Genomic DNA, 23,490 nt, shown 5'->3' with positions numbered 1-23,490 from the left:
AAAATCCGCGGAATCATGCGGAAAAGTGGGCTGGGTCATATGCAGTGTCAAGGCCTGGTCGGGTTTTGGCTGCCGTTCACACAAAAACTGCTTATTGACGGTTGGCGCCTCGAGCCACAAGCTGGGGAACACCAGCACAGACTTGAGCTTCATACGTAGACAACGAACCGAATGCAGTGCTTTCGACCCGAAGGAACCTAATGATGTCTTCTTCACCATCCATCAAACGACAGCTCAGGCTGCAGATACCCGTCGTCGTTGCCGGGTCCGCTTTGCTCCTAAGCGGTTGTTCCGTAGCCAACTCAGAGAATGCCGCCGGCGCTACCGCCGGTGCCGCGTCCGACACCCTCCGAGTGGTCCTCCAGCAGGAGCCCCCCACTTTGGAGGCCTGCGAAGCGAACCTGACCTCGACCGGCGTCGTTGTCCGGTCGAACGTCACACAGCCTCTTATCGAGCGCAACCCGACTACCGGCGAACTCGAGCCGCTGCTGGCAACCGAGTGGGAGGCAACCTCCGATACCGAATGGACTCTGAAACTTCGCGATGATGTGAAGTTCCAGGACGGGACCGACTTCAACGCGGAAGCCGCCGCCTACACTATCGACCGCGCTGTTAACTCCGATCTCGGCTGCAACGTCGAAGGGTATGTCTTCGGCGACACCGATCTGGAAGTCGAGGCGGTGGATGCAACAACTCTGAAGGTTACGACGCCGGAACCGGATCCGATTCTTCCGTTACGGTTGTCCTTCCTCGAAGTAGTACCAACCTCCACCAGCGACACGGAGAAGGTCCGGGAACCGATCGGTACCGGGCCCTACAAGATCGAGCAGTGGGATGCCGGCCAGAAGATTACGCTGAGCACGTGGGACGGATACTGGGGCGATGCGCCGGCCTTCCCCAAGGCTGAGTACCAGTGGCGTGGCGAGGGCACTGTCCGAGCGGCCATGGTGACGAGCGGCGAAGCCGATATTGCGATGGGTCTGGGGCCGGACGACGGCGCCGGAGATCTTGGCGTGAATTACCCGAATAACGAAACGATCGGCCTGCGACTCAGTGGCGATACCGCGCCGCTGGACGACATCCGCGTCCGCCAGGCCATTAACTACGCCATCGACAAGGAAGGCATCGTCGCCAGCCTGTACCAGAACAAGGACAAGGTAGCAGCACAGCTGATCCCGGAAGGGGTAGTTGGACACAACGCCTCGCTGGAGGCCTGGCCCTTCGATCTTGAGAAGGCCAAGGCGCTTGTCGCAGAAGCCAAGGCGGACGGCGTGCCGGTTGACACCAAGATCACTTTGGTAGCCCGCAACGCACAGTTCCCCAAGGTCACGGAGCTGTCGCAGGTATTGCAGGAACAGCTGGCCCAGGCAGGTCTCAACGTTGAACTCAAGATGACCGAAACGTCGCAGCACCTGCAGTACCAGATCCGGCCGTTCGTTGAGGACCAAGGTCCCATCGCGCTCCTGATCCAGCATGGCAACCAGGCTGGGGACGCCGCGTTCACCGTTGAGCAGTACATGCTCAGCGACGGCGCCCAAAGCTCCTTCGGAACGGAAGAATTCGACAAGCGGCTGCTTGAAGCGGGCAAGAGCTCCGGAGATGACCGGCAGCAGGCCTACGAAGACATCTTCACCTATCAGAACGAGAACGTCGTGCAGTTCGCGACCATCGCACACCAGACGGGCATCTTGGGCAAGTCTGCAGCTATCAACTACACGCCTAACTCATCCTCCGGCGACGAGTTGCGCCTGACCGAGATGACCCCGGCCAGCTGAAAACGACAGCAGGGAAACGAGGAACGAAACCATGCTTGTCTACCTGAGAAAGCGAATCCTTTCCAGCGCGTTGCCGTTGGTGGCTGTGATTGTGGGGGTGTTCGCGCTTGCCCGATTGACCGGTAATCCGGCCAACCTGTATTTGCCGCTGAATGCGACGGACCAGATGCGGGCGGACTTTACTGCCCGTCATGGTCTGGACCAGCCGCTGCTGACGCAGATGGCCGATTACTTCGGCGGGGTCCTCAGGTTGGACTTCGGTGAGTCCCTCAGGACGGGGGAGTCCGCGGCAGCCATGGCGTTGCGGGCTTTCCCGGCCACCCTGCAGTTGGCCGCTACTACCATGGTGCTGGCCGTCATTCTGGCGGTGATTGTCGGTTGTTGGGCGGCGTTGAAGCCTAACGGCATCGCCGACCGTATTTCCAGTTTCGTGTCGATGGCCGCGGCGTCGATCCCGGACTTCTGGCTGGCTATTGTCGGCATCTGGATCTTTGCCATCACGTTGGGCTGGCTGCCGACCTCCGGTGTCGGCGGCGCGTCGGCCTGGGTGCTGCCGATTGCGACTTTGTTGTTGCGGCCGTTCGGGGTGTTGGTCCAGATTGTCCGGGGCGCCATGGTGTCCGCGTTGTCCGAGCCGTATATCAAGCTGGCCCGCAGCAAGGGTGCCGGCGACGTGCGGGTGGTCACCCATCATGCTTTGCGCAATGCGGCGGCGCCGGCGCTGACCGTGGCGGGCGATCTGACCGTGGGCCTGGTCAACGGGGCGGTGGTGGTGGAAACCATCTTCGGCTGGCCCGGCATCGGCAAGCTCATGATCGACTCCATCCTGCAGCGCGATTTCGCGGTCCTGCAGGCAGCGGTCCTGTTGACCGCGATTGCAATCTTTGTCCTGAACATCCTCATTGACCTGGGCTACGCGCTGCTGGATGCACGTGTCCGCCCGGCCACTGTGAAGGCGTAGGAGGAACCCATGACCACGCCCATCACCGCTTCCGGCCACGAGCCGCCGCACACTAACGCTTCACAACCTGACACCACCCTCCCGGATTCTCCGCCGCCCGGCGGCGACCCCAAGGGCACCAAAGCCGACAGCTCGGACAAGAAGCTCGGCCTCTTCCGGTTGCTGCTGCGCGATAAATTCGCCACCGTCGCCGCCGCCGTACTGGTCTTCGTCGGTCTGGTGGCCCTCTTCGGCCCGATGCTGATGGGGGACCTGGCTACCAGGCAGAACCTCATGTTCGCGAACAAGGCGCCGTCACGCTGGCCAACGGCTGGGAGTACTTCCTGGGCAGCGACTCGCTCGGCCGCAGCGTGCTCGGCCGCCTGGTCGTGGCCACCCGGACCACGATTTCCGTGGCCCTGCCGGCGGTCGGCGTTGCGCTGGTCATCGGTTCCCTCTGGGGAGTGTGGGCCGGCTACCACCGCGGCTGGCGTGAAACCGTGTCCATGCGCGTCGCAGATGTGATCATGAGTTTTCCCTCGCTGCTGCTCGCCGTCGTCGTGCTCTATGTTTTCAACCCCAGCGTTGCCAACATTGTGCTGATCCTGGCGATTACCCGGATCCCGATTTATCTGCGTACCGCCCGCGCCGAGTCGGCGGAGCTGCAGAGCAGGACGTTCGTGGACGCGGCGCGGACCTTCGGTGCCAGGCCCAACGCCATCATTGGCCGCCATGTCATCCCGGTGGTGCTGCCGACGCTGCTGACGCTGGCCACGCTGGAGTTCTGCTACGTCATGCTGGCCGAGTCTTCCTTGAGCTTTCTGGGTATCGGCATCCAGCCGCCGGACGTCAGCTGGGGCCTGATGGTGGCCCAGGGCCGGCAGTATCTGCAGACCGCGTGGTGGCTCTCCATCTTCCCCGGCCTGGCCATCGTGATCACTACCATCGCCGCGAACGTGCTGGCGGCCTGGCTGCGGATCGCTACCGATCCGGCGCAGCGCTGGCGTCTGGCGCTGCCGCGCAAACGCCTGATCGCCCGTATTCCTGTCAAGACCGAGGAGTCGAAGTAATGAGCGCTCTCACCCAGGACTCGCCGGCTACGGCCGGGCAGACCGGCACCACGGTGCTGAAAGTCGAGGGACTGACCGTGGACCTGCGCACGGGCCGCGGCACGGTGCGCGCCGTGGACAATGTGGGTTTTGAGGCCCGTGCCGGGGAGACCCTGGCGTTGCTGGGCGAGTCCGGCTGCGGCAAGTCCATGACGGCCAAGGCCGTTGCCGGTTTGCTGGATCCGATCGCGGACGTGACCGGCGGCGAGATCGTCCTGAACGGGACGGACCTGGCCGCGTTGAGTCCGCGGCAGCGGCGCAAGTTCGCCGGACCGGAGCTGGGCATCGTGTTCCAGGACGCGTTGACCGCCCTGAACCCGGTTTATCCGGTGGGCACGCAGCTGGGCGAGGCCTTCCGGATCCACCATAAACTCTCCGCGAAGCAGGCCAAGGAAAAGGCCATCGAACTGATGAAACGCGTGGGCATCCCGGAGCCGGAGTCCCGGGTTAACGCGTACCCGCACCAGTTCTCCGGCGGCATGCGCCAACGGATCCTGATCGCGATGGCGGTGGCATTGAACCCGCGGCTGCTGATCGCGGACGAGCCGACCACGGCCCTGGACGTCACCGTCCAGGCCCAGATCATGGCCCTGCTGCGCAGTCTCCGCGAGGAAAGCGACATGGCGGTAGTGCTCATTACCCACGACCTGGCCGTTGTCGCCGAAGAAGCCGATACCGTGGCGATCATGTATGCGGGGAATGTGGTGGAGACCGGGCGGGTGGCCGATGTCTTCTCCAACCCCCGCCACCCCTACACCAAGGGCCTGCTGGAATCAGTGCCGGTCAACGCCGAACGCGGCGGTGAGCTCAATTCCATTCCCGGCAGCCCGCCCGAACTGCACAACATCCCGCCCGGCTGCGTTTACCAGTCGCGCTGCCCGATGGTGCAGGAGATCTGCCGGGCCCGGCGCCCGGAACTGCTGCCGATCAAGGACGACGGCGGGAACCCGGGCCGCCATCCCGCCCGGCCTGCCACAGCCACGGCACTGCCTGTCACCGTGCGGGCTGCGGCCTGCCACTTCAGCGAGGAGCTGGACAATGACTGAAACACTGACCCGGCCGCAGGGGAGCGGGACGCTGCTCGAAGTCGAGGGCGTCACCAAGACCTTCCACGTCCCCAAAGGGCCTTCGGGCAACAGCCGGCTGCGTGCCCTGGACGGCATCAGCCTCTCGGTAGGGCGCGGCGAGACGCTGGGCCTGGTGGGCGAGTCCGGCTGCGGCAAGTCCACGCTGGCCCGGACCCTGATGATGCTGGAACGGCCGGATTCCGGGACCGTGCGCTTCGACGGGCAGGACCCCTTCGGCATGCGCGGCAAGGAACTGCTGGCCTGGCGCCGGCGGGTGCAGATGGTCTTCCAGGATCCGTTCGCGTCCCTGAACGCCCGCATGAACGCCGGGGAAATCATTTCCGAGCCGTGGCGGGCACACAAGGACCTTTACCGCACGTCCAGGGAACGCGAGGCCCGCGTCCGCGAACTGCTCCACATGGTGGGGCTGCGGCCCTCGGACGCGAAGAAGTCTCCGCAGGAATTCTCCGGCGGCCAGCGCCAGCGCATCGGCATCGCCCGCGCGCTAGCCCTGAACCCCGACGTGATCATCCTGGACGAACCGGTCTCGGCCCTGGACCTCTCCGTCCAGGCCCAGGTGCTCAACCTCCTGAACGACCTGCAGCATCGGCTCGGGGTGGCCTACGTGTTCATCTCGCACGACCTGTCCGTGGTCCGCCACGTCGCGGACCGGGTGGCCGTGATGTATTTAGGCCGGATCATCGAGACCGGTGCCACGGAGGAAGTCTTCGACCGCCCCCGCCACCCGTACACGGCCGCGCTGATGTCTGCTTCCCCCAAACTGGATGTCACCGGCACCGAGCGCAACCGGATCATCCTGCAGGGCGAAATACCCTCGCCGCTGGATCCGCCCTCGGGCTGCCGCTTCCGGACCCGCTGCTGGAAGGCCCAGGACATCTGCGCCGAGCAGCTGCCCCCGGCCGTCCCCGCCCCCGAAGACGCCTCGCATGCCGCCGAATGCCACTTTCCGCTCGAGACGATCAAGGTCCGCACCCCGGACCCGGTACCGGCCCAGTGACCCCGGCCGAGTATGCCCTGATTGCCGTAGCCGTCTTCGCTGCAGCCGGCCTGCAGTCCTCGATCGGCTTCGGCATGGGCATGCTCGCCGCACCCGTCATCGCACTCGTCGACCCCGCTCTCCTACCCGCCAGCATCATCATCCTGGCCCTGATGCTGACCACCATGGTCACTGCCCGGGAGCGGGCTCATCTTGATCTCAAGGGGGCCGGCTGGGCGCTGGTGGGCAGGATTCCCGGCAGCCTGTTCGGTGCCTGGCTGGTAGTGGTCCTCCCCGGCGAGGGACTGGCCTGGCTGGTCGCCGCAGCCGTTCTGCTAGGGGTGGTGCTGGCCTTCTTCGGCTGGTCACCCTTCCCGGGCAGGGCAAATTTGATCGCGGCGGGGGCTGCCTCCGGCGTCATGGGGACTTCGACGTCCATCGGCGGGGCTCCCATGGCCCTGGTGTGGCAAGGACAGCAGGGCGCACGGCTGCGCGGCACCATGAGCGCCTTCTTCATGGTCGGCTCAGCGGTTTCACTGGTGGCACTTGCAGCGGCTGGTCAAGTGACCTCCGAAGTCCTTATCCTGACGGCCTGGATGGTCCCCGCCGCACTCGCCGGATATGTCGTCTCCCGCTACACCAACCGTTTCCTGGACCGCCGCCGCCTGCGACTCGCAGCACTCTCAGCAGCGGGATTCGGCGCCGTCCTTTTGGTGGGCCGCTTGCTGCTGGGCTGATCACGAAGGAGAGGCCTGGTTTCCGGCAAGCAACCGCCGGAAACCAGGCCTCTCCTTCGCCGTCGTCGTTCTAATCGGCGGCACGCACTATGTTGAACAGCGGCCGTCCCGCAGCCAGATTGCCGATGTTGGCCACAATGTCGGCAGCCCGGCGCTCGAAGGTGACGCGCGCATGGCCGGAGTAGTGCGGCGTTACGACGACGTTCGGCAGCGCCTCGAACGCAAAGTCCGACGGCGGGACGTTGCCCTTCTCGGGTGGCCCCCACCAGACGTCGATCCCGGCTCCCGCGATGCGGTTGCCCGCCAGAGCGTCGTACAGCGCGGCCTGGTCCACTACCGGACCGCGGGCCACATTGATCAGGACGGCTGAGCTCTTCATCCGGGCTATTTCGGCAGCCCCGATCAGTCCATGGGTGGCTGCGTCCAGCGGGACGGTCACGACCACCACGTCGGAAGTCTCCAGCAGCTTGGGCAGTTCGTCGTGACCGCCCACCCACGCCGGATGCAGATCCTCCGGAAGTATGGCGGCCGAATTGTTGCGGATGGCCTGCACCGTCATTCCCATGGCTTGGGCTAGCCGGGCGACTTCGGTGCCGATCGAGCCCAGGCCCACCAGTCCCAGCACCATGGAATCCAGTGTCGGGTGGAACGGCACGTCGGCGCTGGTGGCGATGGTCTGCCAGTTCCCGGCGCGGAGCTCGCGGTCCGCCGTCAGGACGCGGCGCGAGAGCATCAACGTGACCATCAGAACGTGTTCGGCAATGGGGCGGGCATGATGGAACGTGTTCGCCACGATCACCGACGGAGCCAGCGAACCCACCGCAATTTTGTCGAAGCCTGCCCCGGTAACGTGGACCAGTTGCAGCCGGGAGGCTGCGGACGCCTGCTCGGCGGGAAGGGCGGAACAGACCACCACGTCCGCGTCGGCAAGGGCTTTGCCTTGCCGGTCTGCATCCCAAGCCGCGGCCATCTGCCAATGGTGCGCGCCGCCGTCGTGCTTTAGCTGGGTTTCGAAACGGCTGATGATCGGGTCGGTGACAACGATGTTCAGCGGCCGCTCCACCGCCGTGCCTTCCTGGATCGTCACCACCGCGGGCACTTGAGTTCGTAGGCCGTATGGATCCGCTGCATGTAACCGGTGTCGTCGCGGCTGCGCAGCCCGGAGGCAAGGTACTGGCGGTGCAGTTTCTCCAGCCGGCCCCGGTCCAGTTCCACGCCCAGTCCCGGCAGCGTTGGAACCGCGACGGCGCCGTCCTTGAACTCCAGCGAACCTGGAAGGACGACATCCTCTTCCGGATCCTTCCAAGGCCAGTGCGTATCGCAGGCGTAGTCCAGATTCGGGGTAGCGGCCGCCAGATGGACCATGGCCGCCAGGCTGATCCCCAGATGCGAGTTTGAATGCATGGACAACCCCATGCCGAAGGTATCGGTGATTCCCGCCAGCGCCTGCGAGCGGCGCAGACCACCCCAGAAATGATGGTCCGAGAGGATGACGTCCACGGCTCCGGCCGCTACCGCAGGCGCGACATCGGCAAAGCTCACCACACACATGTTGGTGGCCAATGGCATTGGCACCGCGCGGCGGACCTGGGCCATGGCATCGATGCCAGTAGTAGGATCTTCGAGGTACTCCAGCACGCCGTCGAGCTCCCGGCCGACCCGGATGGACGTCTCGACTGTCCAGGCTGCATTCGGGTCCAGCCGCAGCGGCAGGCCGGGGAACTCGGCACGCAGTGCCTTGATGGCGGCGATTTCCTGATCGGGCTCGAACACGCCGCCTTTGAGCTTGAGGGCGGTGAATCCGTAGTCCCGCACCATCCGGCGGGCCTGCTCGACGATGCCCTGCGGGTCCAGTGCTTCGCCCCAGGAATCCGCCTCGGCGTCCGGGTGCCCGGCCCACTTATAGAACAGGTATCCGCTGAAGTCGACGGTCTCCCGGACGGCGCCGCCGAGCAGGTCGCTGACGGGGCGGCCCAGCAGCTTGCCTTGGATGTCCAGGGCCGCGACGTCGAAGGGGGACAGGACACGATCCGTGGTGCTGGAGCCGGTGACCATCCCGCTCATCCCGTGGCCGCCTTGGCTGGTGTCTGCGGCCAGCACTGCGGCAACTTTTGCCCGCAGCTGGTTAATGTTGAAGATGTCCGTGCCGGGAAGGGACCGGGCGGCCGCTTGTAGCCGTGCCAGGTGCGCCTCGTCGCCGTAGGTTTCGCCGACGCCGCTGACGCCGGCATCCGTGTGGACCTCGACGATCGCCCGCAGGGCAAACGGTTCGTGAACGCCCACGGTGTTGAGCAGAGGCGGGTCCTTGAAGGCGACGGGAGTGATGGTTACGCCGGTGATAGCGGCTTGGCCGAGGTTGGCCAGCACAGGAGCCTGTTCCAGTATCGATTTGCTCACGGTTCGGCCCCTCAGCCGAGCAGGGCGCGGGCAGCGGCCAGCAGACGCTTGAGCTCTTCGCGGTCCTGTTCCGAGGCGTCCGTCAGGGGCGGCCGGACATGCCCGCTCTGGATTCCGCCGAGTTCGGCGCCGGCCTTGACCAGGGCGACGGCGTAACCCGGCACCGAATCGCGCAGCCGTACCAGCGGATGGAAGAATTCGCGGCTCAGCTGGCCGAGGCGCTCTTCGTCGCCGGCTTCGAGCGCTTGGTAGAAGGCGACCGAGAGTTCAGGTGCAAAAGCGAACGTTGCGGAGGAGTACAGCGTCACGCCGATGGCGCGGTAAGCCTGCTGGGATGCCTCGGCTGTGGGCAGGCCGTTGAAGAACTGGAAGTCCTTGCCTGTTCCCGCCAGCTCGTCTTTGACGGCGCGGACAATACGCGCCATCAAGTCCAGATCTCCGGCGCCGTCCTTCAGCCCGGCCACATTTTGGATACGGGCAATCTCCACGGCGGAGGCCTCCGTGAAACGGGCGTTGGCACGGTGATAGACGATGACGGGCAGCGAAGTCGCCCCGGCGATGGCCCTGACGTATGCCACCAGACCCTCTTGCGGGCTGCTGACAAGGTAAGGAGGGAAGAGCAGGATGCCGTCGGCTCCGGCCGCTTCCGCCAGACCGACCTGTTCCTTGGCGAGAGCCAGCGCCCCACCGGCTCCCGCATAGACCGGCACGCGGCCCGCGGTCGTAGCGACGGCGGTGGTCACCACATCGGAGAGTTCGACCAGGGAAAGAGCGTGGAATTCGCCCGTCCCGCAAGCGACGAATATGCCGCCTGGCTTGAACTGCAGCCCATGCTCCAGATGTTCTTTGAGTGCGCCGTGATCCACGGAATCATCGCTGGCGAAGGGAGTAATGGGAAAGAACAGCACACCGTCAAGCATTATTTGATCTCCTTGGTAGCTAAAGGACCGGCGCTTCGTTGTCGCCTGCACTCCTCTGACGATAAGCGCCCTCGTCGATGCGCGTCCAAGCTAAAATAGGCACAGAACAATACAAGGAGCGCATTGATGTTTACGCTGATCCAGCTGGAGTCCTTTGTCGCGGTAGCTGAAGAGCTGCACTTTGGCGCGGCAGCCGAGCGGCTCAACATGACGCAGCCGCCGCTGAGCCGGCAGATCCAGCTATTGGAAAAGGAACTGCATGCCCAGCTCTTCGACCGCACCAGCCGCAGAGTCGAGCTGACGGCTGCGGGACGGACGCTGCTGCCCAGCGCCCGCCAGATCCTTGACCTGTCCATCAAAACGCAGCTGGACGTCCAGCGCGTGGCAACAGGGGACGCCGGCGCCGTCACTATTGGCTACACCGCCATCGCAGGCCAGAGTGCGCTGCCTCGGCTCCTGAGGCGCTCCGCCAGTGAACAGCCAGGCGTCTCCCTGCTGCTGCGCGAACTGGTTTCCACGGACCAGATGGACGGGCTGGTGAAAGGCACTGTAGACATCGGGCTGCTGCGGCCCATCGTTGCCCGGCCGGGCATTAAGTACCGGCCGGTGATGCAGGACCGACTGGTGATTGCCTTGCCCGCGGAGAGCCCGCTGCTGGAGGAGAGGGAGTCCTTGCCGCTGCAGGCCCTGAGCGGTGAACCCCTCATGATGTACTCGACCAGCGAGGCCCGTTACTTCCACGACCTGGTGCTGCGGCTGTTTGCCAGCGCAGGCGCGGAGCCCCGGATCACCCAGTACGCCAGCCAGGTCCCGGCACTGTTGGCCTTCGTGGAAGCGGGCTTGGGCGTGACACTGGTTCCGGCGTCGACGCGGGCGTTTTCGCCGCCGGGGGTACGGTTCCGCGAGATCGAGGGCTCCCACGGTACCCAAGCGCTGAACCGCGTGGACCTCGAAGTTGCGTGGAACGAGAACAATACCAACCCGGCGGTTCTGAAGCTTCTGAGCCTGCTGGACGGGAACCTGGACGACCCATCCGCCGACGCCGCCGATTAGACCCGACCTGGCAACGCTGCTGTTCGGTGCGATCCGCGGCCGGTCCCTGAACCGAAGCAGCCGCCGTCGTTATTTTGCCGCGGTTTCCTCAGATGTAGGCGGGCTGTTCGAGCCGACGGAACGCGGAGCCGTGGAAGACCAGCGGTTCGTGGGCGCCATCGTGCGTGGAGAGGCCATGGACGCGCAGTAGCACCACGTGGTGGTCGCCGGCTGGGACTTCCTGCTCCACGGAGCACTCCAGCCACAGCGCGGCATCCTCGAGGAAGAGGGCGCCTTCGTCCGTGGAGTGCAGGGGCAGGCCGGCGAAGCGGTCACCGGTCTTCGAGGCGATCTGGCGGCAGACGCCGTCGTGCCCGGTACCGAGGATCGACACGCCGATCCGGCCGGCCTGGCGGACAACCGGCCAGGTGCGGGAGGTGTTCTGCACTGCGAACATCACCAGCGGTGGGTCCATGGAGACGCCGACGGTGAAGGAAGAAGCCACGATTCCCTGCGGCTCGCCATCGACCAGAGCACACAACGCGGCGACGCCGGAAGGGAAGCGGCCGAAGGCGTTGCGGAGGGTGTCGGGCTGCAGGTCGTCAGTCAGGGGCATCGCGGGCATTCCTTTGCCATCAGGCGGATCCGCTGGCCCGGGTTCAAGACGCGGGGCGGATACGCGGTACTTGCCGAACCGCTGTTCTTCGGTACGGCCGAATCATCACCTGGAGCACCCCGCTACGCACGAGAGGGTTGCCGGCCAACAAGCCAGGGCTTGATGTTGGCGCTCATGATTCAGCTATCACGCTAAGAGCTTGACCGGCCGCCGGTCAAGCCAAGGCAATAGTAGGTAACGCGCGGTCAGGCCGTCAGGGGGTGGGCCGTGTAGTGCAGGACTGATCTCTTTTGCTGCTCCGTCAGTTCCTGGGCGACGCCGCAGGCGGCGCAGACCAGCACGTACTGTCTCGCCCGGACGATCGGGGAAGCCGGAGCTCCGGCTCTGCCCAGGTGCTTGTCCAGGCGGTGTTCGCCTATCGAATCGCAACGGGCGCAGTGCAGGTCAAGGGCGGCCAGGGTTCGCATGGCCAGTCGGCGGGGCAGATTTTTCACGGCAGATCCTTGGGGCGGGAGAAGTGCGCGGATGAAGGCAAAGCTGTGGTTCGTGGCTGAGTCCCGCAGGGACAGGTATTGAGGTTCTTCCATGGTAGGGACGCGGCGCACTGACGACAATGACCGTAATGGGAAAGAGATTCTCGCCGTTGGCCCGACATGGCGCCGTTATCAAGTGGCCGGCCGTGCCGCCCCGGCTACGCTGGGTGAAACAACAGCCATCGGGCCAGTGCAGGGCCTGTGAACGGGGGAGGCAGCTATGGAATCGTCGTCGGAAATGCCGGCCGATTGGCAGCGGGCGCTGTTGGTTATGGCCCACCCGGATGATCCGGAGTACGGAGCCGCAGCGGCCGTGGCCCAGTGGACCACGGCGGGCAAGAGCATCGGTTACGTGTTGGCGACGCGGGGCGAAGCGGGCATTGCCGGGCTCGATCCCCAAGAGTCGGCGGTGATCCGGGCCGAGGAGCAGCGCCGGGCCTGCGGGCACGTCGGCGTCGAAGACCTGGAGTTTCTCGACTACGCGGACGGCAGGATCGAGAACACTCCCGGTCTGCGGCTGGATATCGCCCGCGCGATCCGCCGGCACCGGCCGGACGGCATCATTACCCTGAACTTCGGCCAGACCTGGGGGCCGGGCAGCTGGAATTCGCCCGACCACCGCCATCTGGGAACAGCCGTCATGGACGCGGTGGCGGACGCGGCTAACGAGTGGATCTTCCCCGAGCTCAGCGCCGAAGGTCTGCCGCCGCATGCCGGCGTGCGCTGGGTGGGCGTGTGTTCCATGCACCCCACGCACTGGCTGGACGTCGACGAGGACAGCATTGAACGGGCCGTCCGGTCCCTGAGCGAACACCGGCGCTATCTGCAGGCACTGAGCCCAGAGCCCGTTGAGGTCCAGGCCCGGCGCCAGATAGAGCTGACCACCGGTGGTCCCGAAGCCTCTGCCCGGAGGGTCGGGTTCGAGCTGTACCGGTTCTAACCCGGCCTGCGGTTCAGAACTCTTCGGTATCGACGTCCGCCTGCATGGCCGGAGTGTAGCGCGGGCCGTGCACGGTCTGCTCGTTAATCAGCGTGTCCGCGCGCTTGAGCACCTCCTCACTAAGGACGACGGCGTCGGCCGCCAGGTCCTCGTCCAGGTGGGGAACGCTGGTGGTTCCCGGGAGCGCGATGACGTGCTCGCCCTGATGCAGCAGCCATGCGATGGCCAGCTGCGCCGGAGTACAGCCGGCTTCCTTGGCCAGGCCCGCGAACTGATCCACGAGCTCAAGGTTCCGCGGGTAGTTCGCGGCGGAGAAGCGCGGCATCGCCCGGCGGATATCCGATTCGGGCAGCGCTGCGACGTCGCGGATCTTCCCGGTGAGGAAGCCGCGGCCCAGCGGGCTGAACGCGACGAAGGCCGTGCCGAGTTCGGCGCACGTGGCCAGCGCGCCGAGCTCGGGATTGCGGCTCCAGAGCGAGTACTCGGTCTGGAGCGCGGCAATAGGGTGGACGGCATTTGCCCGCCGCAGCGTCGCCGCCGAAACCTCGGACAGACCGATCCCGCCGATCTTGCCTTCCTGGACCAGTTCGGCCAGGGCGCCCACGCTGTCTTCGATCGGAATGTCCTGGTCCCAGCGGTGCAGGTAGTAGAGGTCGATGTGGTCTGTGCGGAGCCGGCGCAACGCCTCTTCGCACGTGGTTTTGAGCGTTTCCGGCCGGCCGTCGATCACACGTTTGCCGTCAACACTGGTCATGCCGCATTTGCTGGCCAGGAAGAATTCGTCGCGCCGGGAACCGAGTACCTCGCCGACCAGTGTCTCGTTGGCCGTGGCCCCGTACAGCGCCGCAGTATCAAAGTGGACGACTCCGCTGTCCAGCGCATGCCGGAGCAAATCGGCGGCAGCTTCCCGCGAGGGCGGGGTTCCGTAGGCGTGGCTGAGATTCATGCAGCCCAGACCGATGCTGCCGACTTCCTGGGTGCCGATGCGGCGAGATTGCACTGTTGAGTCCTGTCGATTGGGGCTGTTCTGTCCGGAACTGTCCTTACTTTCTTAGCACGAGCGGCCCGCAGCCCGCAGAAGGCCTGGGCGGTAAGACCCTGTCCAAATCGGGCCGCGGACACTAACGTGATGGAGGGATACTTCTATTCGGCCAGCGGACGACGGTGGCCTGGCTGCGCAGGAAGGACCACCATGGGCAGGCTCATCATCCAGCAGTTCACCACGATGGACGGCTACGCGGCCGAGCCCGACGGCGGCCTGCGGTTTATGGACCAGATCCGCGGCTGGACGTCCATTATGGATGCCAACGCCCGCCTGCTCGAAGGCTGCTCCGCCATCCTGCTCGGCCGGGTGACCTACTCGATGTTCGCCGCTTACTGGCCCGGCGCTGATCCGAGGCAGGAGCCCATCGCGGAGCCAATCAACCGGCTGCCTAAGCACGTGGTGTCCAGAACTCTGCAACGGGCTCCCTGGGGCGACGGCGAGGCGCAGGTCATCGGCGACAACATTCCCGCCCGGATCCACGAACTCAAAGACACCGAGAGCGGTGACGTCATCGTCTGGGGTTCGCTGACGCTGACACGGCTGCTGTTCCGCAAGGAACTGGTGGACGAGCTGTACCTGCACATGCTGCCCACCGTGCTCGGCGAAGGGCTGCCGGCGTATCCGCCGTCGGCCGCCGGGGAAAAGTTTGTCCCGCACAGCGCCGAGGTCCTGGAGCCCGGCGGTGTCGCTGTCCGCTATACCGTCCGGTAGGAGAGACGCATGAAACTTCCGGTAATGCCCCCGGTCGCCCCGATGCTGGCGAAGCCCCTCAGCGAGATTCCCGACGGCGACATGAGCTTCGAACCCAAATGGGACGGGTTCAGATCGATCATCTTCCGCGACGGGGACGACGTCGAAATCGGCAGCCGCAACGAAAAGCCGATGAACCGCTACTTTCCCGAAATCATCGAAGCGGTCAAGAAGAACCTGCCGGAACGGTGCGTGGTCGACGGCGAAATCGTCCTGGTCGGAGCTTCGGGGGACCGGCTGGACTTCGAGGCCCTGCAGCAGCGGATCCATCCCGCGGCCAGCCGGGTGAAGCTTCTCGCCGAGCAGACGCCGGCCAAGTTCGTCGCCTTCGACCTGCTGGCCCTGGGCGATGAGGACCTGACCGGCGAGCCCTTTGCCGAGCGGCGTGCCCGCCTGGCAAAGGCCCTCGCCCACGCGCAGCCGCCGATCCATCTGACGAATGCCACGGCGGACCACGGCGTGGCCGTGCGCTGGTTCCATGAGTTTGAAGGCGCCGGGCTCGACGGCGTGATCGCCAAGCCGCTGGACGGCCTGTACCAGCCGAACAAGCGGGCAATGTTCAAGATCAAACACGAGCGCACGGTGGACTGCGTGCTCGCTGGCTACCGGGTGCACAAAAGCGGCCCGGACCGGATCGGCTCCCTGCTGCTCGGGCTCTATAACGACGACGGTGAACTCGCCAATGTGGGCGTGGCCGGTTCGTTTTCGATGCAGCGGCGCCAGGAGCTGTTCGAGGAACTGCAGCCGCTGGTTACTACCTTCGATGACCATCCGTGGGCGTGGGCGAAGCAAGAAGAGGGCACCCGGACCCCGCGCAATTCCGAAGGCAGCCGGTGGAGCGGGGGCAAGGACCTGTCTTTTACGCCGCTGCGCCCGGAGCGCGTGGTCGAAGTGAAGTATGACCACATGGAGGGCGAACGGTTCCGCCACACCACCCAGTTCGCCCGCTGGCGGCCGGACCGGGATCCCCGGTCCTGCACCTACGAGCAGCTGGAAGAACCGGTGAAGTTCAACCTGGATGAAGTACTCAATCCCGGGAACGGCTGATCTGGGTCGCGGCCGCCGGCCGCGGCCCGGGCGCCATTTCCTAGGCGGTCTTGCGCCGGAAGGGATGCGCCGGATAGACGCCGAGGATCCGGATTTCGGTGGTGAAGAAGTCCAGTTCCTCAAAGGCGTGGATCATCGCCGTGTCTTCGGGGTGGCCTTCCACATCCACCATGAACATCGTGGCCGCGAACTCGCCGCCGACCATGTAGCTTTCCAGCCGGGTCATGTTGATGCCGTTAGTGGCGAAGCCGCCCAGCGCCTTGTAAAGGGCTGACGGAACGTTCCGGACGCGGAAGACGAAGCTCGTCACCGCCGGGCCCGCGAGCTCTTCGCGGCTGGGGATCGGCTGCTTGTCCGCCAGCACCACGAAGCGCGTGGTGTTCGTGGGATCGTCCTCGGCATCATGGGCGAGCACATCGAGTCCGTAGAGTTCGGCTGCCATCGGCGGTGCGAGGGAAACCTTGGCCGGATCCTGCCATTCGCTGACCTCGCGGGCAGACCCGGCAGTGTCGCCGGCGATGACAGGCTTCAGTCCGAGCTCGCGGATGAGCTTGCGGCACTGCCCCAGCGCATGAATGTGGCTGTGGACTTCCTTCGCCTGGTCAATGCTGGTGCCGGGGATGCCCAGCAGGCTGAACCTGATGCGCAGGAAGTGTTCCTCGATAATCTGCAGTGTGGTGTTGGGGAGCATCGCATGGATGTCGGCAACGCGCCCGGCGATCGAGTTGTCAATGGGAATCATAGCCAGCTTTGCCTGGCCACTGGTGACTTGGGCAAAGGCATCCTCGAAGCTGGCGCACGGCACAGCCTCCCAGTCGGGGCGCACTTCGGTACACGCTATATGGGAGTTGGAGCCGGGTTCACCCTGGTAGGCGATTGCATCAGTCATGGCTGAATTATCGCATCGCCCGCTCCGGCGGATGCTTTCGCGTCTGCTCCCGCGTTTAACGAACGTGACAAAAGAGAAGGCACCGGCGGATCGGGAGGTTGGGGGAAACTCCGACCGCCGGTGCCGTAATCACTCGCACCTATGAGGTGTTTTCAACACTAGGCCTTGTACATGGAAGTAAACCCGGAGCAGCCTGTGAATAACCTGAAAGCGAATGTGCCGTTCGGGGTGGCCGCCCGCCAGCATCGTCGGCAGAATGGCCCCATGGATGATGTGAAGCTCAAAGCCCTTGCCCTGGTCTGCACCCTGACACCGTCGCCCAAGCCCTCGAGCAGCGAGCTGCTGGCCCGCCAAGTCATCCAGCAACTCGGTTCCCAAGGCGTGGAGTGCGATCTGATCCGGGTCGTGGACCACGACATCAAGCCCGGTGTCCAGACCGACATGGGCGACGGCGACGAGTGGCCCCGGATCCGGGAGCAGATTCTCGGATCGGACATCCTGGTGCTGGCCACGCCGATCTGGCTGGGGCATCCGGCAAGTCTTGCGCAAAAGGTTCTGGAGCGCCTCGATGCGGAGCTTTCCGAGACGGATGGCCAGAGCCGGCCAAGCATGTATGACAAGGTGGCGCTGGTCGCCGTCGTCGGAAATGAAGATGGCGCCCATCATGTCACCGCCGAGCTTTACCAAGGCTTGGGCGACGTCGGTTTCAGTATTCCGGCACAGGGATCCACCTACTGGGTCGGGGAGGCCATGCACGGCACCGATTTCCAGGACCTGCCCGAAACGCCGGAGGTAACAGCAACGACGACGGCGACGTCCGCCCGCAACGCCGTGCATCTGGCAGCGAGCCTGAAGAAAATGCCCTACCCCACGGGCTAAAACGAACGACACCGGCCGGTCCAGGAGGTTGGGGGAGGCTCTAGGACCAGCCGGTGTCTTGTTCACTCGCACCTTTGATGAGGTGTCTAAAACACTACGACGCCACTTTGAAAATTACCCCTGAAGAAGCTGGCAACTGCCTGAGTGCCGCAGTGTCCGAGTTTCAGCGGACGGTTTAGACCGGGCGGCCGGGCGGCAGGTCCTCGTCCATGTTTGCGGCAGCCTGGCCGGCGCTGCCCGCAGCAGTGTCATCAACATTGCCGCGCCATGCGCCCGTCTCGGCGCCTCTGTTTTCGACGAACTCCTTGAACTTCTTCAGATCCGACTTCACCTGGAGGCTGTCGATCCCAAGCTTGGCGCCGGCCTTTTCGGTGAAGGTCTCCGGGTCCCATTCGAAGCGGACTGCGACCTTGGTACTGTCCGCTCCGAGCCGCTCGAAGGTCACGGCCCCGGCATGGGACTTGCCGTCCAGGCTGCGCCAGGCAATGCGCTGGTCCGGGTGCTGCTCCACAATCTCGGTGTCGAACTCGCGTTCCACGCCGCCGATTTTGGTGATCCAGTGGTTCGTCGTGTTGGTCAGCTGGGTTACGGACTCAACCCCGGACATGAAGTTCGGAAAGGACTCAAACTGTGTCCATTGGTTGTAAGCCGTGCTTACCGGGACGCCTACATCAATGGTCTCTTCTACCGTTTCCATGATTGTGCTCCTTTGGCTTGAGTGCCTTGAGTGCAAAATGTCCGCCGTCGCGGACCAGCTAGTGGCCACTCATCATCACGCTACACAAGGGGGTGGTTCGCCACAATGGGAAACTAAGTTTGCTGACTGATTTTGTTTCCGGCGTAAATGCTAGCCTCTGGCTGTGGCCAGCAAACAAGATGAACCAGAGGTTGCCGCGCAACCAGCACCGGTGCTCGCGCATGATGCAACATTGTCCGCCGGCATCGTCACCGCCGTCGTCGGTTTTACCAGTTCCTTTGCAGTGGTCCTGACAGGGCTTCGCGGGGTTGGCGCGACGCCGGCACAAGCGGCTTCCGGCTTGTTGGCGCTGTGCGTGTTGCAGGGGATCGGGATGCTGATACTGGCCCAGCGCTACCGGATGCCGCTGACCCTGGCGTGGTCAACGCCGGGAGCTGCGCTGCTGGCCTCGACCGGGGTCCTTCCCGGCGGGTGGCCGACGGCTGTCGCGGCCTTTGCCATGGTGGGCGTCCTGGTGGTTCTCGCCGGAGTCATCCGCCCGCTGGGCAGGTTGATCGAGCTGATTCCATCCGGAGTAGCCTCGGGCATGCTGGCGGGAATCATCCTGTCCATCTGCCTCGATGCGGTGGGGCTCGCCGGCGCGAATCCGGGGCTGCTTCTGCCGCTCGTGCTGGTCTGGGTGCTGGGGATGCGCTGGTGGAGCAAATGGGCCACACCCGCCGTCGTGCTCGTGGGGTTTGCGGTCATTGCCGCCAGCCCGGGAATGCGGGAGCTGCACTGGGAAAATTTGCTGCCCCAGGTCAGTCTGGCGGCGCCGTCGCTGGAGCTGCTGCCCGCCGCCGCTCTGGCCGTGCCGCTGTTCATTGTCACGATGGCTTCGCAGAACGTGCCCGGAGTGGTGGTTATGGGCAGTTTCGGCTACCGGGTCCCGTGGCGGTTCTCGATGGTGCTGACCGGCGCGCTGACCTTGCTCGCGGCGCCGTTCGGCGGGCATTCCGTGAATCTGGCAGCGATCTCCGGCGCCCTGGCCGCCAATGACGAGGTGCATTCCGATCCGTCCCGGCGCTGGCGCGCAGCCCGGATTGCAGGCGTCACCTATCTGGTATTCGGTCTCCTGAGTACGGGGGTGGCGGCGCTGGTGGTGCTCGGTCCGGACGGGATCATGGAAACGATAGCCGCCCTGGCCTTACTGGGCGTGCTTGGCTCTTCGGTGTCCACGATGATTTCCGACGCCGATGGACGGGAGGCAGCATTGGTCACTTTCGTGATTGCCGCCTCGGGCGTTGGCTTCGCCGGTATCGGTGCCGCATTCTGGGCGCTGCTGGCAGGGCTGGTGGTCCATGTCCTGTTGAAGCGGACTAAGCGATGGCTTCCTCGGTCACGCCGAACGGCACCTCTTCGCTCAACTCAACCGTGAACTGACCGGGGCCGGTCTTGGTAACCAGGATGCCGTGGATGCCGTCCTGGCCGGCCAGTTGCTGGAGCTCGTCCACAACCGCGTCGAGCAGGTTGTCTGCTTCGTCCACAGAGGTGGCGGTGATCTTCTTATGTGTCAATGAGGTCATAGTGCTGAGTCAATCTTTCGTCCCCCCGCTGCTGCGGGGCTTTTTTGAGTTCCGGTTCCTCGGTTGGGGCCGAGGCGGCCGGGACTCCCCGGGAACCTGGTTCCGGGCTGTGGGGAACGGCCGGACCCAGGTGTGCCCACTCTGCCAGTGAGACGAAGGATGACAGAATGCGGCTCAGATATTACTTAGTTGTAATCGACAACGATTCTAGCTGTTTTTTCCACGATGGCTAGCCCGCCGCGTCCTGTAGGGGTTTCCATCGCACTTGCGCAGTGATATAGGCAGTGATTCACTTAACAAATAAGACTACTTACTATCCGTGTTGTTCGCGGTGCTTTTTCGGGCACCGCGGAGCAGTGGCGGGTGGAAGGAATCGTCATCATGAATGCAAGACACGAAGCGATCGGGCCGGATTACGACCGGCCGGACAGCGGGTCCTCATCCCGTGAATCGGTGGACCGCGGACCGGGGGACGGTGCGGAACCAGCCCGCGTCGACGGGCGGGAGGACCGGCGCACGGTTGTCGGCCGGGAGAAGGAGAAGTACGGCGGCGTCAAGATTGGCTCGGCCTTCTTCGGCTGGCTGACGGCGACCGGCGCTGCGGTGCTGCTGATCGCCTTAGTCAGCGCAGTCGGGGTCGCGATCGGCGCGAATACCGGATTGAGCCCGGACGAGGCAGCAGGCGCGGCGGCGCAGGATGCGGCGACGGCGGGAATCGTGGGAGCCATAGTGCTGGCTGTGATTCTTTTCATCGCCTATTACTGCGGAGGTTACGTCGCCGGCAGGATGGCGCGCTTCAACGGAATGAAGCAGGGCATTGCGGTATGGATCTGGGCCGTGGTCATCGCGATAATCGTTGCTGTGGCCGGAGCAGTGGCAGGAAACCAGTTCAACATTGTTGCGAACATGAACGCCTTCCCGCGCATCCCGATGGGAACCGACCAGATGACCCTGAGTGCCGTCATTACGCTGCTGGTGATCTTGGCCGTTACGCTTGCTGGGGCGATCCTGGGCGGCCTCGCGGGAATGCGTTTCCACCGGAATGTGGATAAAGAGGGCCTCGGGAGATAGCTGACCTAGAACGGGTTGAGCAGCCGGTGCACGAACTGTTGGGTGCGTTCTTCCTGCGGATCGCGCAGCACCTGGTCCGGATGGCCACGTTCCACCACCACGCCGCCATCCATGAAGACCACTTCGCTGGCTACCTCTCGCGCAAAAGCGAGTTCGTGCGTGACCAGCGCCATGGTCCAGCCTTCCTCAGCCAGTTCCTTGATCACGTGGAGGACGTCGCCGACCAGTTCGGGGTCCAGTGCCGAGGTCGGCTCGTCGAAGAGCAGGAGTGAGGGTTTCAGTGCCAGCGCACGGACAATGCCGACCCGTTGCTGCTGGCCGCCGGAAAGCTCGTGCGGGTACTGGTCTTTCTTGTCCGCCAGCCCCACGCGTTCCAGCAGGTTTGACGCCTCGCTGGCGGCCTCGGACTTGCGCCGCTTCTGCACCTGGACAGGACCTTCGATCACATTTTCCAGCACCGTCTTATGCGGAAAGAGGTTGTAGTGCTGGAAGACCATCGCGCTCTGGTCCCGCAGGGAGGCGAGCTGCTTCTTGGATGGCGGTGAGGCGAAATCCACCGGGTGGATACCGCGGAAGGCGACCACTCCGCCGTCGGGCGTTTCCAAGCCGTTCAGGCAGCGCAGCACCGTGGTCTTACCGGAACCGGACGGTCCGATAAGGGCCAGCACCTCGCCCTGCCGGACGGACAGATCGATGGATTTGAGCACGTGGTTCGCGCCGAAGGACTTGCGCAGGCTGGACACGGTCAATACGGGCTCGTGCGCAGGTACCGTTCCGCGCGGGGCCAGGGGATCAGTGGGCGACATAGCGGTCCAGCCTCTTTTCCAATTGTGACTGCCCGCTGGAGAGGATCAGGCAGAATACCCAATAGATGACGGCGGCTTCGACATAGAGCACCATGAATTCCTGGCTGAATGCGGCGATCTCCTGCGCTTGGCGGAACAGCTCGGTAACCAGGATCAGCGAGGCCAGCGAGGTGTCCTTGACCAGCGAAATGAACGTGTTGGACAGCGGCGGTACGGACACCCGAGCGGCCTGCGGCAGGATGATCCGGCGCAGCGTGGTCACCGGCGACATCCCGATGGTGTGCCCGGCCTCCCACTGGCCCTTCGGCACGGACAGGATGGCTGCGCGGATCACTTCCGCCGCGTAGCCGCCGACGTTAAGCGAGAACGCGATGATGGCACTGGGCCACGGATCGATGACCACGCCTATGGAGGGCAGGCCGTAGAAGATCACGAACAGCTGCACCAGCAAGGGCGTGCCGCGGATGACGGACACGTACCCGCGGGCGATCGCCGAAATGACCTTGTTTCCGCTCAGCCGCATCAATGCGACGATCAGCGCGAGGACCAGCCCCAGGAAGAAGGATGCCAAGGAGAGCGGGATGGTTCCCCGGATGCCGCCTTGGACCATCGGCCAGAACGAACTGGCAACGAGGTCCCAATCAATGTCCATACGGCTAGGCTAGCGCCTGGGCTGCTGCCGCCGTCGTTATTGCGTAACGTCCTCGCCGAAGTACTTCTCGGAGATTTCCGTCAGCTTGCCCTCGGCGCGCAGTTCCTCGAGAGCGGTGTTCACCGCGTCGACCAGTTCGGTGCTGCCCTTCTTGAACGCCAGCGCGCTCAGGGACTCTTCCTCGGTTTCGGCGGCGATCTTGATGTTCTCGTTGTTGCTGGTGTTCTGGTAGTCCAGGTAGGTCAGCTTGTCATTGATGGTCGCGTCCACCCGGCCCTGCTCGAGCAGCGTCACGGACTGCGCCCAGCCTTCAACGGCCTCCACATTCGCGCCGGATTCCTGCGCGAGCGTGTACCAGTTGCTGGTCAGGGACTGCGCCGTCGTCTTGCCCTCGAGGTCATCGAAGGAGGTGATCTCGGAGTTGTCCGCCTTGGTCACGAGCACGCCCGTGCTCACCGTGTAGGGGTCGGAGAAGTCGTACTTGGCCTGGCGTTCCTCGTTGATGGAAACCTGGTTGGCGATGACATCGAACCGGCCGGCTTCCAAACCTGCGAAGATCGCGTCCCACTGGGTCTCTTCGAACTGGGCTTCCACGCCGAGCTTGTCGGCCACGGCAGTGATGATTTCGACGTCGAACCCGGTCAGTTCTCCGGCACCGTTCTCGTGGAAGGAGAACGGCTTGTAGGTTCCCTCGGTGCCAACCGTGATGACGCCCGCATCCTGGATTTCCTGCAGGGTTGTGGGGCCGGCGTCCGCCGAGGTTGCGCCGGGTTCGGCGGGCGTGGAAGATCCGCAACCGACAACGGCGAGAGCAATCGCGGCGGAGGCGCCAAGCAGGGAGAGGCGGCGACGAATCATGGTGGGACCCCTTTGAGAAGATGTCGGTGGCGCTGTCGGTTGGTGGCCGGGAACGCTGAACGGTAGCACGTACAACGTCGATGGGTAGAGCCAATATTCCGAAATGTGTCATGGCTGGCCAACAGCAGGAACGACGGTGTCCCCGTCAGGTGGACCGTGCGCTTGCAT

25 protein-coding genes, 1 pseudogene and 1 riboswitch are annotated in these 23,490 nt (G+C 64.5%); of the genes and pseudogenes, 14 read left to right on the top strand and 12 right to left on the bottom strand.

Annotated elements, in window-relative coordinates; translation table 11 throughout:
* The first annotated feature begins 203 nt into the window (after nt 1–203).
* The 7 genes and pseudogenes from AC20117_RS03785 to AC20117_RS03760 all read left to right on the top strand — a co-directional run bounded on the left by AC20117_RS03785 (nt 204) and on the right by AC20117_RS03760 (nt 6,625).
* Entirely contained in the window at nt 204–1,775 is a 1,572-nt protein-coding gene (locus AC20117_RS03785; protein ID WP_101632523.1) for an ABC transporter substrate-binding protein, read from the top strand.
* A gap of 31 nt (nt 1,776–1,806) precedes the next feature.
* Nucleotides 1,807–2,736, top strand: a complete 930-nt coding sequence (locus AC20117_RS03780) for an ABC transporter permease (RefSeq protein ID WP_074700924.1) — start codon at nt 1,807–1,809, stop codon at nt 2,734–2,736.
* A gap of 9 nt (nt 2,737–2,745) precedes the next feature.
* Nucleotides 2,746–2,970, top strand: a pseudogene (locus AC20117_RS24190) (ABC transporter permease); the annotation flags it as partial.
* A 116-nt stretch (nt 2,971–3,086) separates the two neighbouring features.
* A complete protein-coding gene (locus AC20117_RS03775; RefSeq protein WP_236777433.1) occupies nt 3,087–3,785 on the top strand; it encodes an ABC transporter permease in 699 nt (232 codons plus the stop codon).
* A complete protein-coding gene (locus AC20117_RS03770; RefSeq protein WP_074700925.1) occupies nt 3,785–4,870 on the top strand; it encodes an ABC transporter ATP-binding protein in 1,086 nt (361 codons plus the stop codon). The genes AC20117_RS03775 and AC20117_RS03770 overlap by 1 nt, the downstream gene beginning before the upstream one ends.
* Nucleotides 4,863–5,909 (top strand): ABC transporter ATP-binding protein, encoded by a 1,047-nt coding sequence (locus AC20117_RS03765; RefSeq protein ID WP_074700926.1) that lies wholly within the window; start codon nt 4,863–4,865, stop codon nt 5,907–5,909. The genes AC20117_RS03770 and AC20117_RS03765 overlap by 8 nt, the downstream gene beginning before the upstream one ends.
* A complete protein-coding gene (locus AC20117_RS03760) occupies nt 5,906–6,625 on the top strand; it encodes a sulfite exporter TauE/SafE family protein (RefSeq protein ID WP_074700927.1) in 720 nt (239 codons plus the stop codon). The genes AC20117_RS03765 and AC20117_RS03760 overlap by 4 nt, the downstream gene beginning before the upstream one ends.
* 70 nt (nt 6,626–6,695) lie before the next feature.
* Here AC20117_RS03760 and AC20117_RS03755 read toward each other — a convergent pair whose 3' ends face one another.
* The 3 genes from AC20117_RS03755 to AC20117_RS03745 are packed head-to-tail and all read right to left on the bottom strand — an operon-like array spanning nt 6,696 to nt 9,945.
* Complete coding sequence (locus AC20117_RS03755) at nt 6,696–7,715, bottom strand: 2-hydroxyacid dehydrogenase (protein WP_236777432.1); 1,020 nt, start codon at nt 7,713–7,715, stop codon at nt 6,696–6,698.
* Nucleotides 7,709–9,022 (bottom strand): glucarate dehydratase family protein, encoded by a 1,314-nt coding sequence (locus AC20117_RS03750; RefSeq protein WP_236777431.1) that lies wholly within the window; start codon nt 9,020–9,022, stop codon nt 7,709–7,711. The genes AC20117_RS03755 and AC20117_RS03750 overlap by 7 nt, the downstream gene beginning before the upstream one ends.
* Nucleotides 9,023–9,033: 11 nt before the next feature.
* Nucleotides 9,034–9,945, bottom strand: a complete 912-nt coding sequence (locus AC20117_RS03745; protein ID WP_211482341.1) for a 5-dehydro-4-deoxyglucarate dehydratase — start codon at nt 9,943–9,945, stop codon at nt 9,034–9,036.
* 123 nt (nt 9,946–10,068) lie between these two features.
* On the opposite strand from AC20117_RS03745, the gene AC20117_RS03740 reads away from it, so the two are divergent.
* The gene (locus AC20117_RS03740) at nt 10,069–10,995 is read left to right on the top strand and encodes a LysR family transcriptional regulator (protein ID WP_074700929.1); all 927 of its coding nucleotides are present in this window, start codon (nt 10,069–10,071) and stop codon (nt 10,993–10,995) included.
* An 88-nt stretch (nt 10,996–11,083) separates the two neighbouring features.
* On the opposite strand, the gene AC20117_RS03735 is transcribed toward AC20117_RS03740, so the two are convergent.
* Nucleotides 11,084–11,590 (bottom strand): flavin reductase family protein, encoded by a 507-nt coding sequence (locus tag AC20117_RS03735; RefSeq protein WP_074700930.1) that lies wholly within the window; start codon nt 11,588–11,590, stop codon nt 11,084–11,086.
* 61 nt (nt 11,591–11,651) lie between these two features.
* Nucleotides 11,652–11,770: riboswitch (SAM riboswitch) on the bottom strand.
* A gap of 65 nt (nt 11,771–11,835) precedes the next feature.
* A complete protein-coding gene (locus AC20117_RS03730; protein WP_074700931.1) occupies nt 11,836–12,084 on the bottom strand; it encodes a hypothetical protein in 249 nt (82 codons plus the stop codon).
* Between the two features lie 259 nt (nt 12,085–12,343).
* On the opposite strand from AC20117_RS03730, the gene AC20117_RS03725 reads away from it, so the two are divergent.
* A complete protein-coding gene (locus tag AC20117_RS03725) occupies nt 12,344–13,063 on the top strand; it encodes a PIG-L deacetylase family protein (protein ID WP_083339742.1) in 720 nt (239 codons plus the stop codon).
* A 13-nt stretch (nt 13,064–13,076) separates the two neighbouring features.
* Here AC20117_RS03725 and AC20117_RS03720 read toward each other — a convergent pair whose 3' ends face one another.
* A complete protein-coding gene (locus AC20117_RS03720) occupies nt 13,077–14,063 on the bottom strand; it encodes an aldo/keto reductase (protein ID WP_074700933.1) in 987 nt (328 codons plus the stop codon).
* A 192-nt stretch (nt 14,064–14,255) separates the two neighbouring features.
* On the opposite strand from AC20117_RS03720, the gene AC20117_RS03715 reads away from it, so the two are divergent.
* Both AC20117_RS03715 and AC20117_RS03710 read left to right on the top strand, forming a co-directional pair.
* Complete coding sequence (locus AC20117_RS03715) at nt 14,256–14,819, top strand: dihydrofolate reductase family protein (RefSeq protein WP_074700934.1); 564 nt, start codon at nt 14,256–14,258, stop codon at nt 14,817–14,819.
* Between the two features lie 9 nt (nt 14,820–14,828).
* Nucleotides 14,829–15,905 (top strand): ATP-dependent DNA ligase, encoded by a 1,077-nt coding sequence (locus tag AC20117_RS03710; protein WP_074700935.1) that lies wholly within the window; start codon nt 14,829–14,831, stop codon nt 15,903–15,905.
* A 40-nt stretch (nt 15,906–15,945) separates the two neighbouring features.
* Here the strand turns inward: AC20117_RS03710 and AC20117_RS03705 are convergent, their stop codons facing one another.
* The gene (locus tag AC20117_RS03705) at nt 15,946–16,794 is read right to left on the bottom strand and encodes a prephenate dehydratase (RefSeq protein WP_074700936.1); all 849 of its coding nucleotides are present in this window, start codon (nt 16,792–16,794) and stop codon (nt 15,946–15,948) included.
* 264 nt (nt 16,795–17,058) lie between these two features.
* On the opposite strand from AC20117_RS03705, the gene AC20117_RS03700 reads away from it, so the two are divergent.
* Complete coding sequence (locus AC20117_RS03700; protein ID WP_074700937.1) at nt 17,059–17,673, top strand: flavodoxin family protein; 615 nt, start codon at nt 17,059–17,061, stop codon at nt 17,671–17,673.
* Nucleotides 17,674–17,848: 175 nt separating this feature from the next.
* Here AC20117_RS03700 and AC20117_RS03695 read toward each other — a convergent pair whose 3' ends face one another.
* A complete protein-coding gene (locus AC20117_RS03695) occupies nt 17,849–18,370 on the bottom strand; it encodes an SRPBCC family protein (protein ID WP_074700938.1) in 522 nt (173 codons plus the stop codon).
* Between the two features lie 163 nt (nt 18,371–18,533).
* Here AC20117_RS03695 and AC20117_RS03690 point away from each other — a divergent pair, with 163 nt between their 5' ends.
* A complete protein-coding gene (locus tag AC20117_RS03690; protein WP_236777430.1) occupies nt 18,534–19,787 on the top strand; it encodes a benzoate/H(+) symporter BenE family transporter in 1,254 nt (417 codons plus the stop codon).
* On the opposite strand, the gene AC20117_RS03685 is transcribed toward AC20117_RS03690, so the two are convergent.
* A complete protein-coding gene (locus AC20117_RS03685; protein WP_074700940.1) occupies nt 19,729–19,935 on the bottom strand; it encodes a hypothetical protein in 207 nt (68 codons plus the stop codon). The genes AC20117_RS03690 and AC20117_RS03685 overlap by 59 nt on opposite strands.
* Nucleotides 19,936–20,316: 381 nt before the next feature.
* On the opposite strand from AC20117_RS03685, the gene AC20117_RS03680 reads away from it, so the two are divergent.
* Nucleotides 20,317–21,006, top strand: a complete 690-nt coding sequence (locus tag AC20117_RS03680) for a hypothetical protein (protein ID WP_074703240.1) — start codon at nt 20,317–20,319, stop codon at nt 21,004–21,006.
* A gap of 5 nt (nt 21,007–21,011) precedes the next feature.
* Here AC20117_RS03680 and AC20117_RS03675 read toward each other — a convergent pair whose 3' ends face one another.
* Genes AC20117_RS03675 through AC20117_RS03665 form a run of 3 tightly spaced genes read right to left on the bottom strand, consistent with a single transcriptional unit; the run spans nt 21,012 to nt 23,322 of the window.
* Nucleotides 21,012–21,812, bottom strand: a complete 801-nt coding sequence (locus AC20117_RS03675; RefSeq protein ID WP_074700941.1) for an amino acid ABC transporter ATP-binding protein — start codon at nt 21,810–21,812, stop codon at nt 21,012–21,014.
* Nucleotides 21,799–22,458: an amino acid ABC transporter permease gene (locus tag AC20117_RS03670; RefSeq protein ID WP_074703241.1), complete on the bottom strand. Its 660-nt coding sequence runs from the start codon at nt 22,456–22,458 to the stop codon at nt 21,799–21,801. The genes AC20117_RS03675 and AC20117_RS03670 overlap by 14 nt, the downstream gene beginning before the upstream one ends.
* A gap of 42 nt (nt 22,459–22,500) precedes the next feature.
* Nucleotides 22,501–23,322 carry an amino acid ABC transporter substrate-binding protein gene (locus AC20117_RS03665; RefSeq protein WP_074700942.1) on the bottom strand — a complete coding sequence of 274 codons (822 nt, stop codon included), beginning with the start codon at nt 23,320–23,322 and terminating at the stop codon, nt 22,501–22,503.
* Nucleotides 23,323–23,490 lie beyond the last annotated feature (168 nt).

Origin of the sequence: Arthrobacter crystallopoietes, from assembly GCF_002849715.1 — a bacterium.
Taxonomy (GTDB): Bacteria; Actinomycetota; Actinomycetes; order Actinomycetales; family Micrococcaceae; genus Crystallibacter; species Crystallibacter crystallopoietes.
This window is presented reverse-complemented; position numbering and strand designations above follow the sequence as displayed.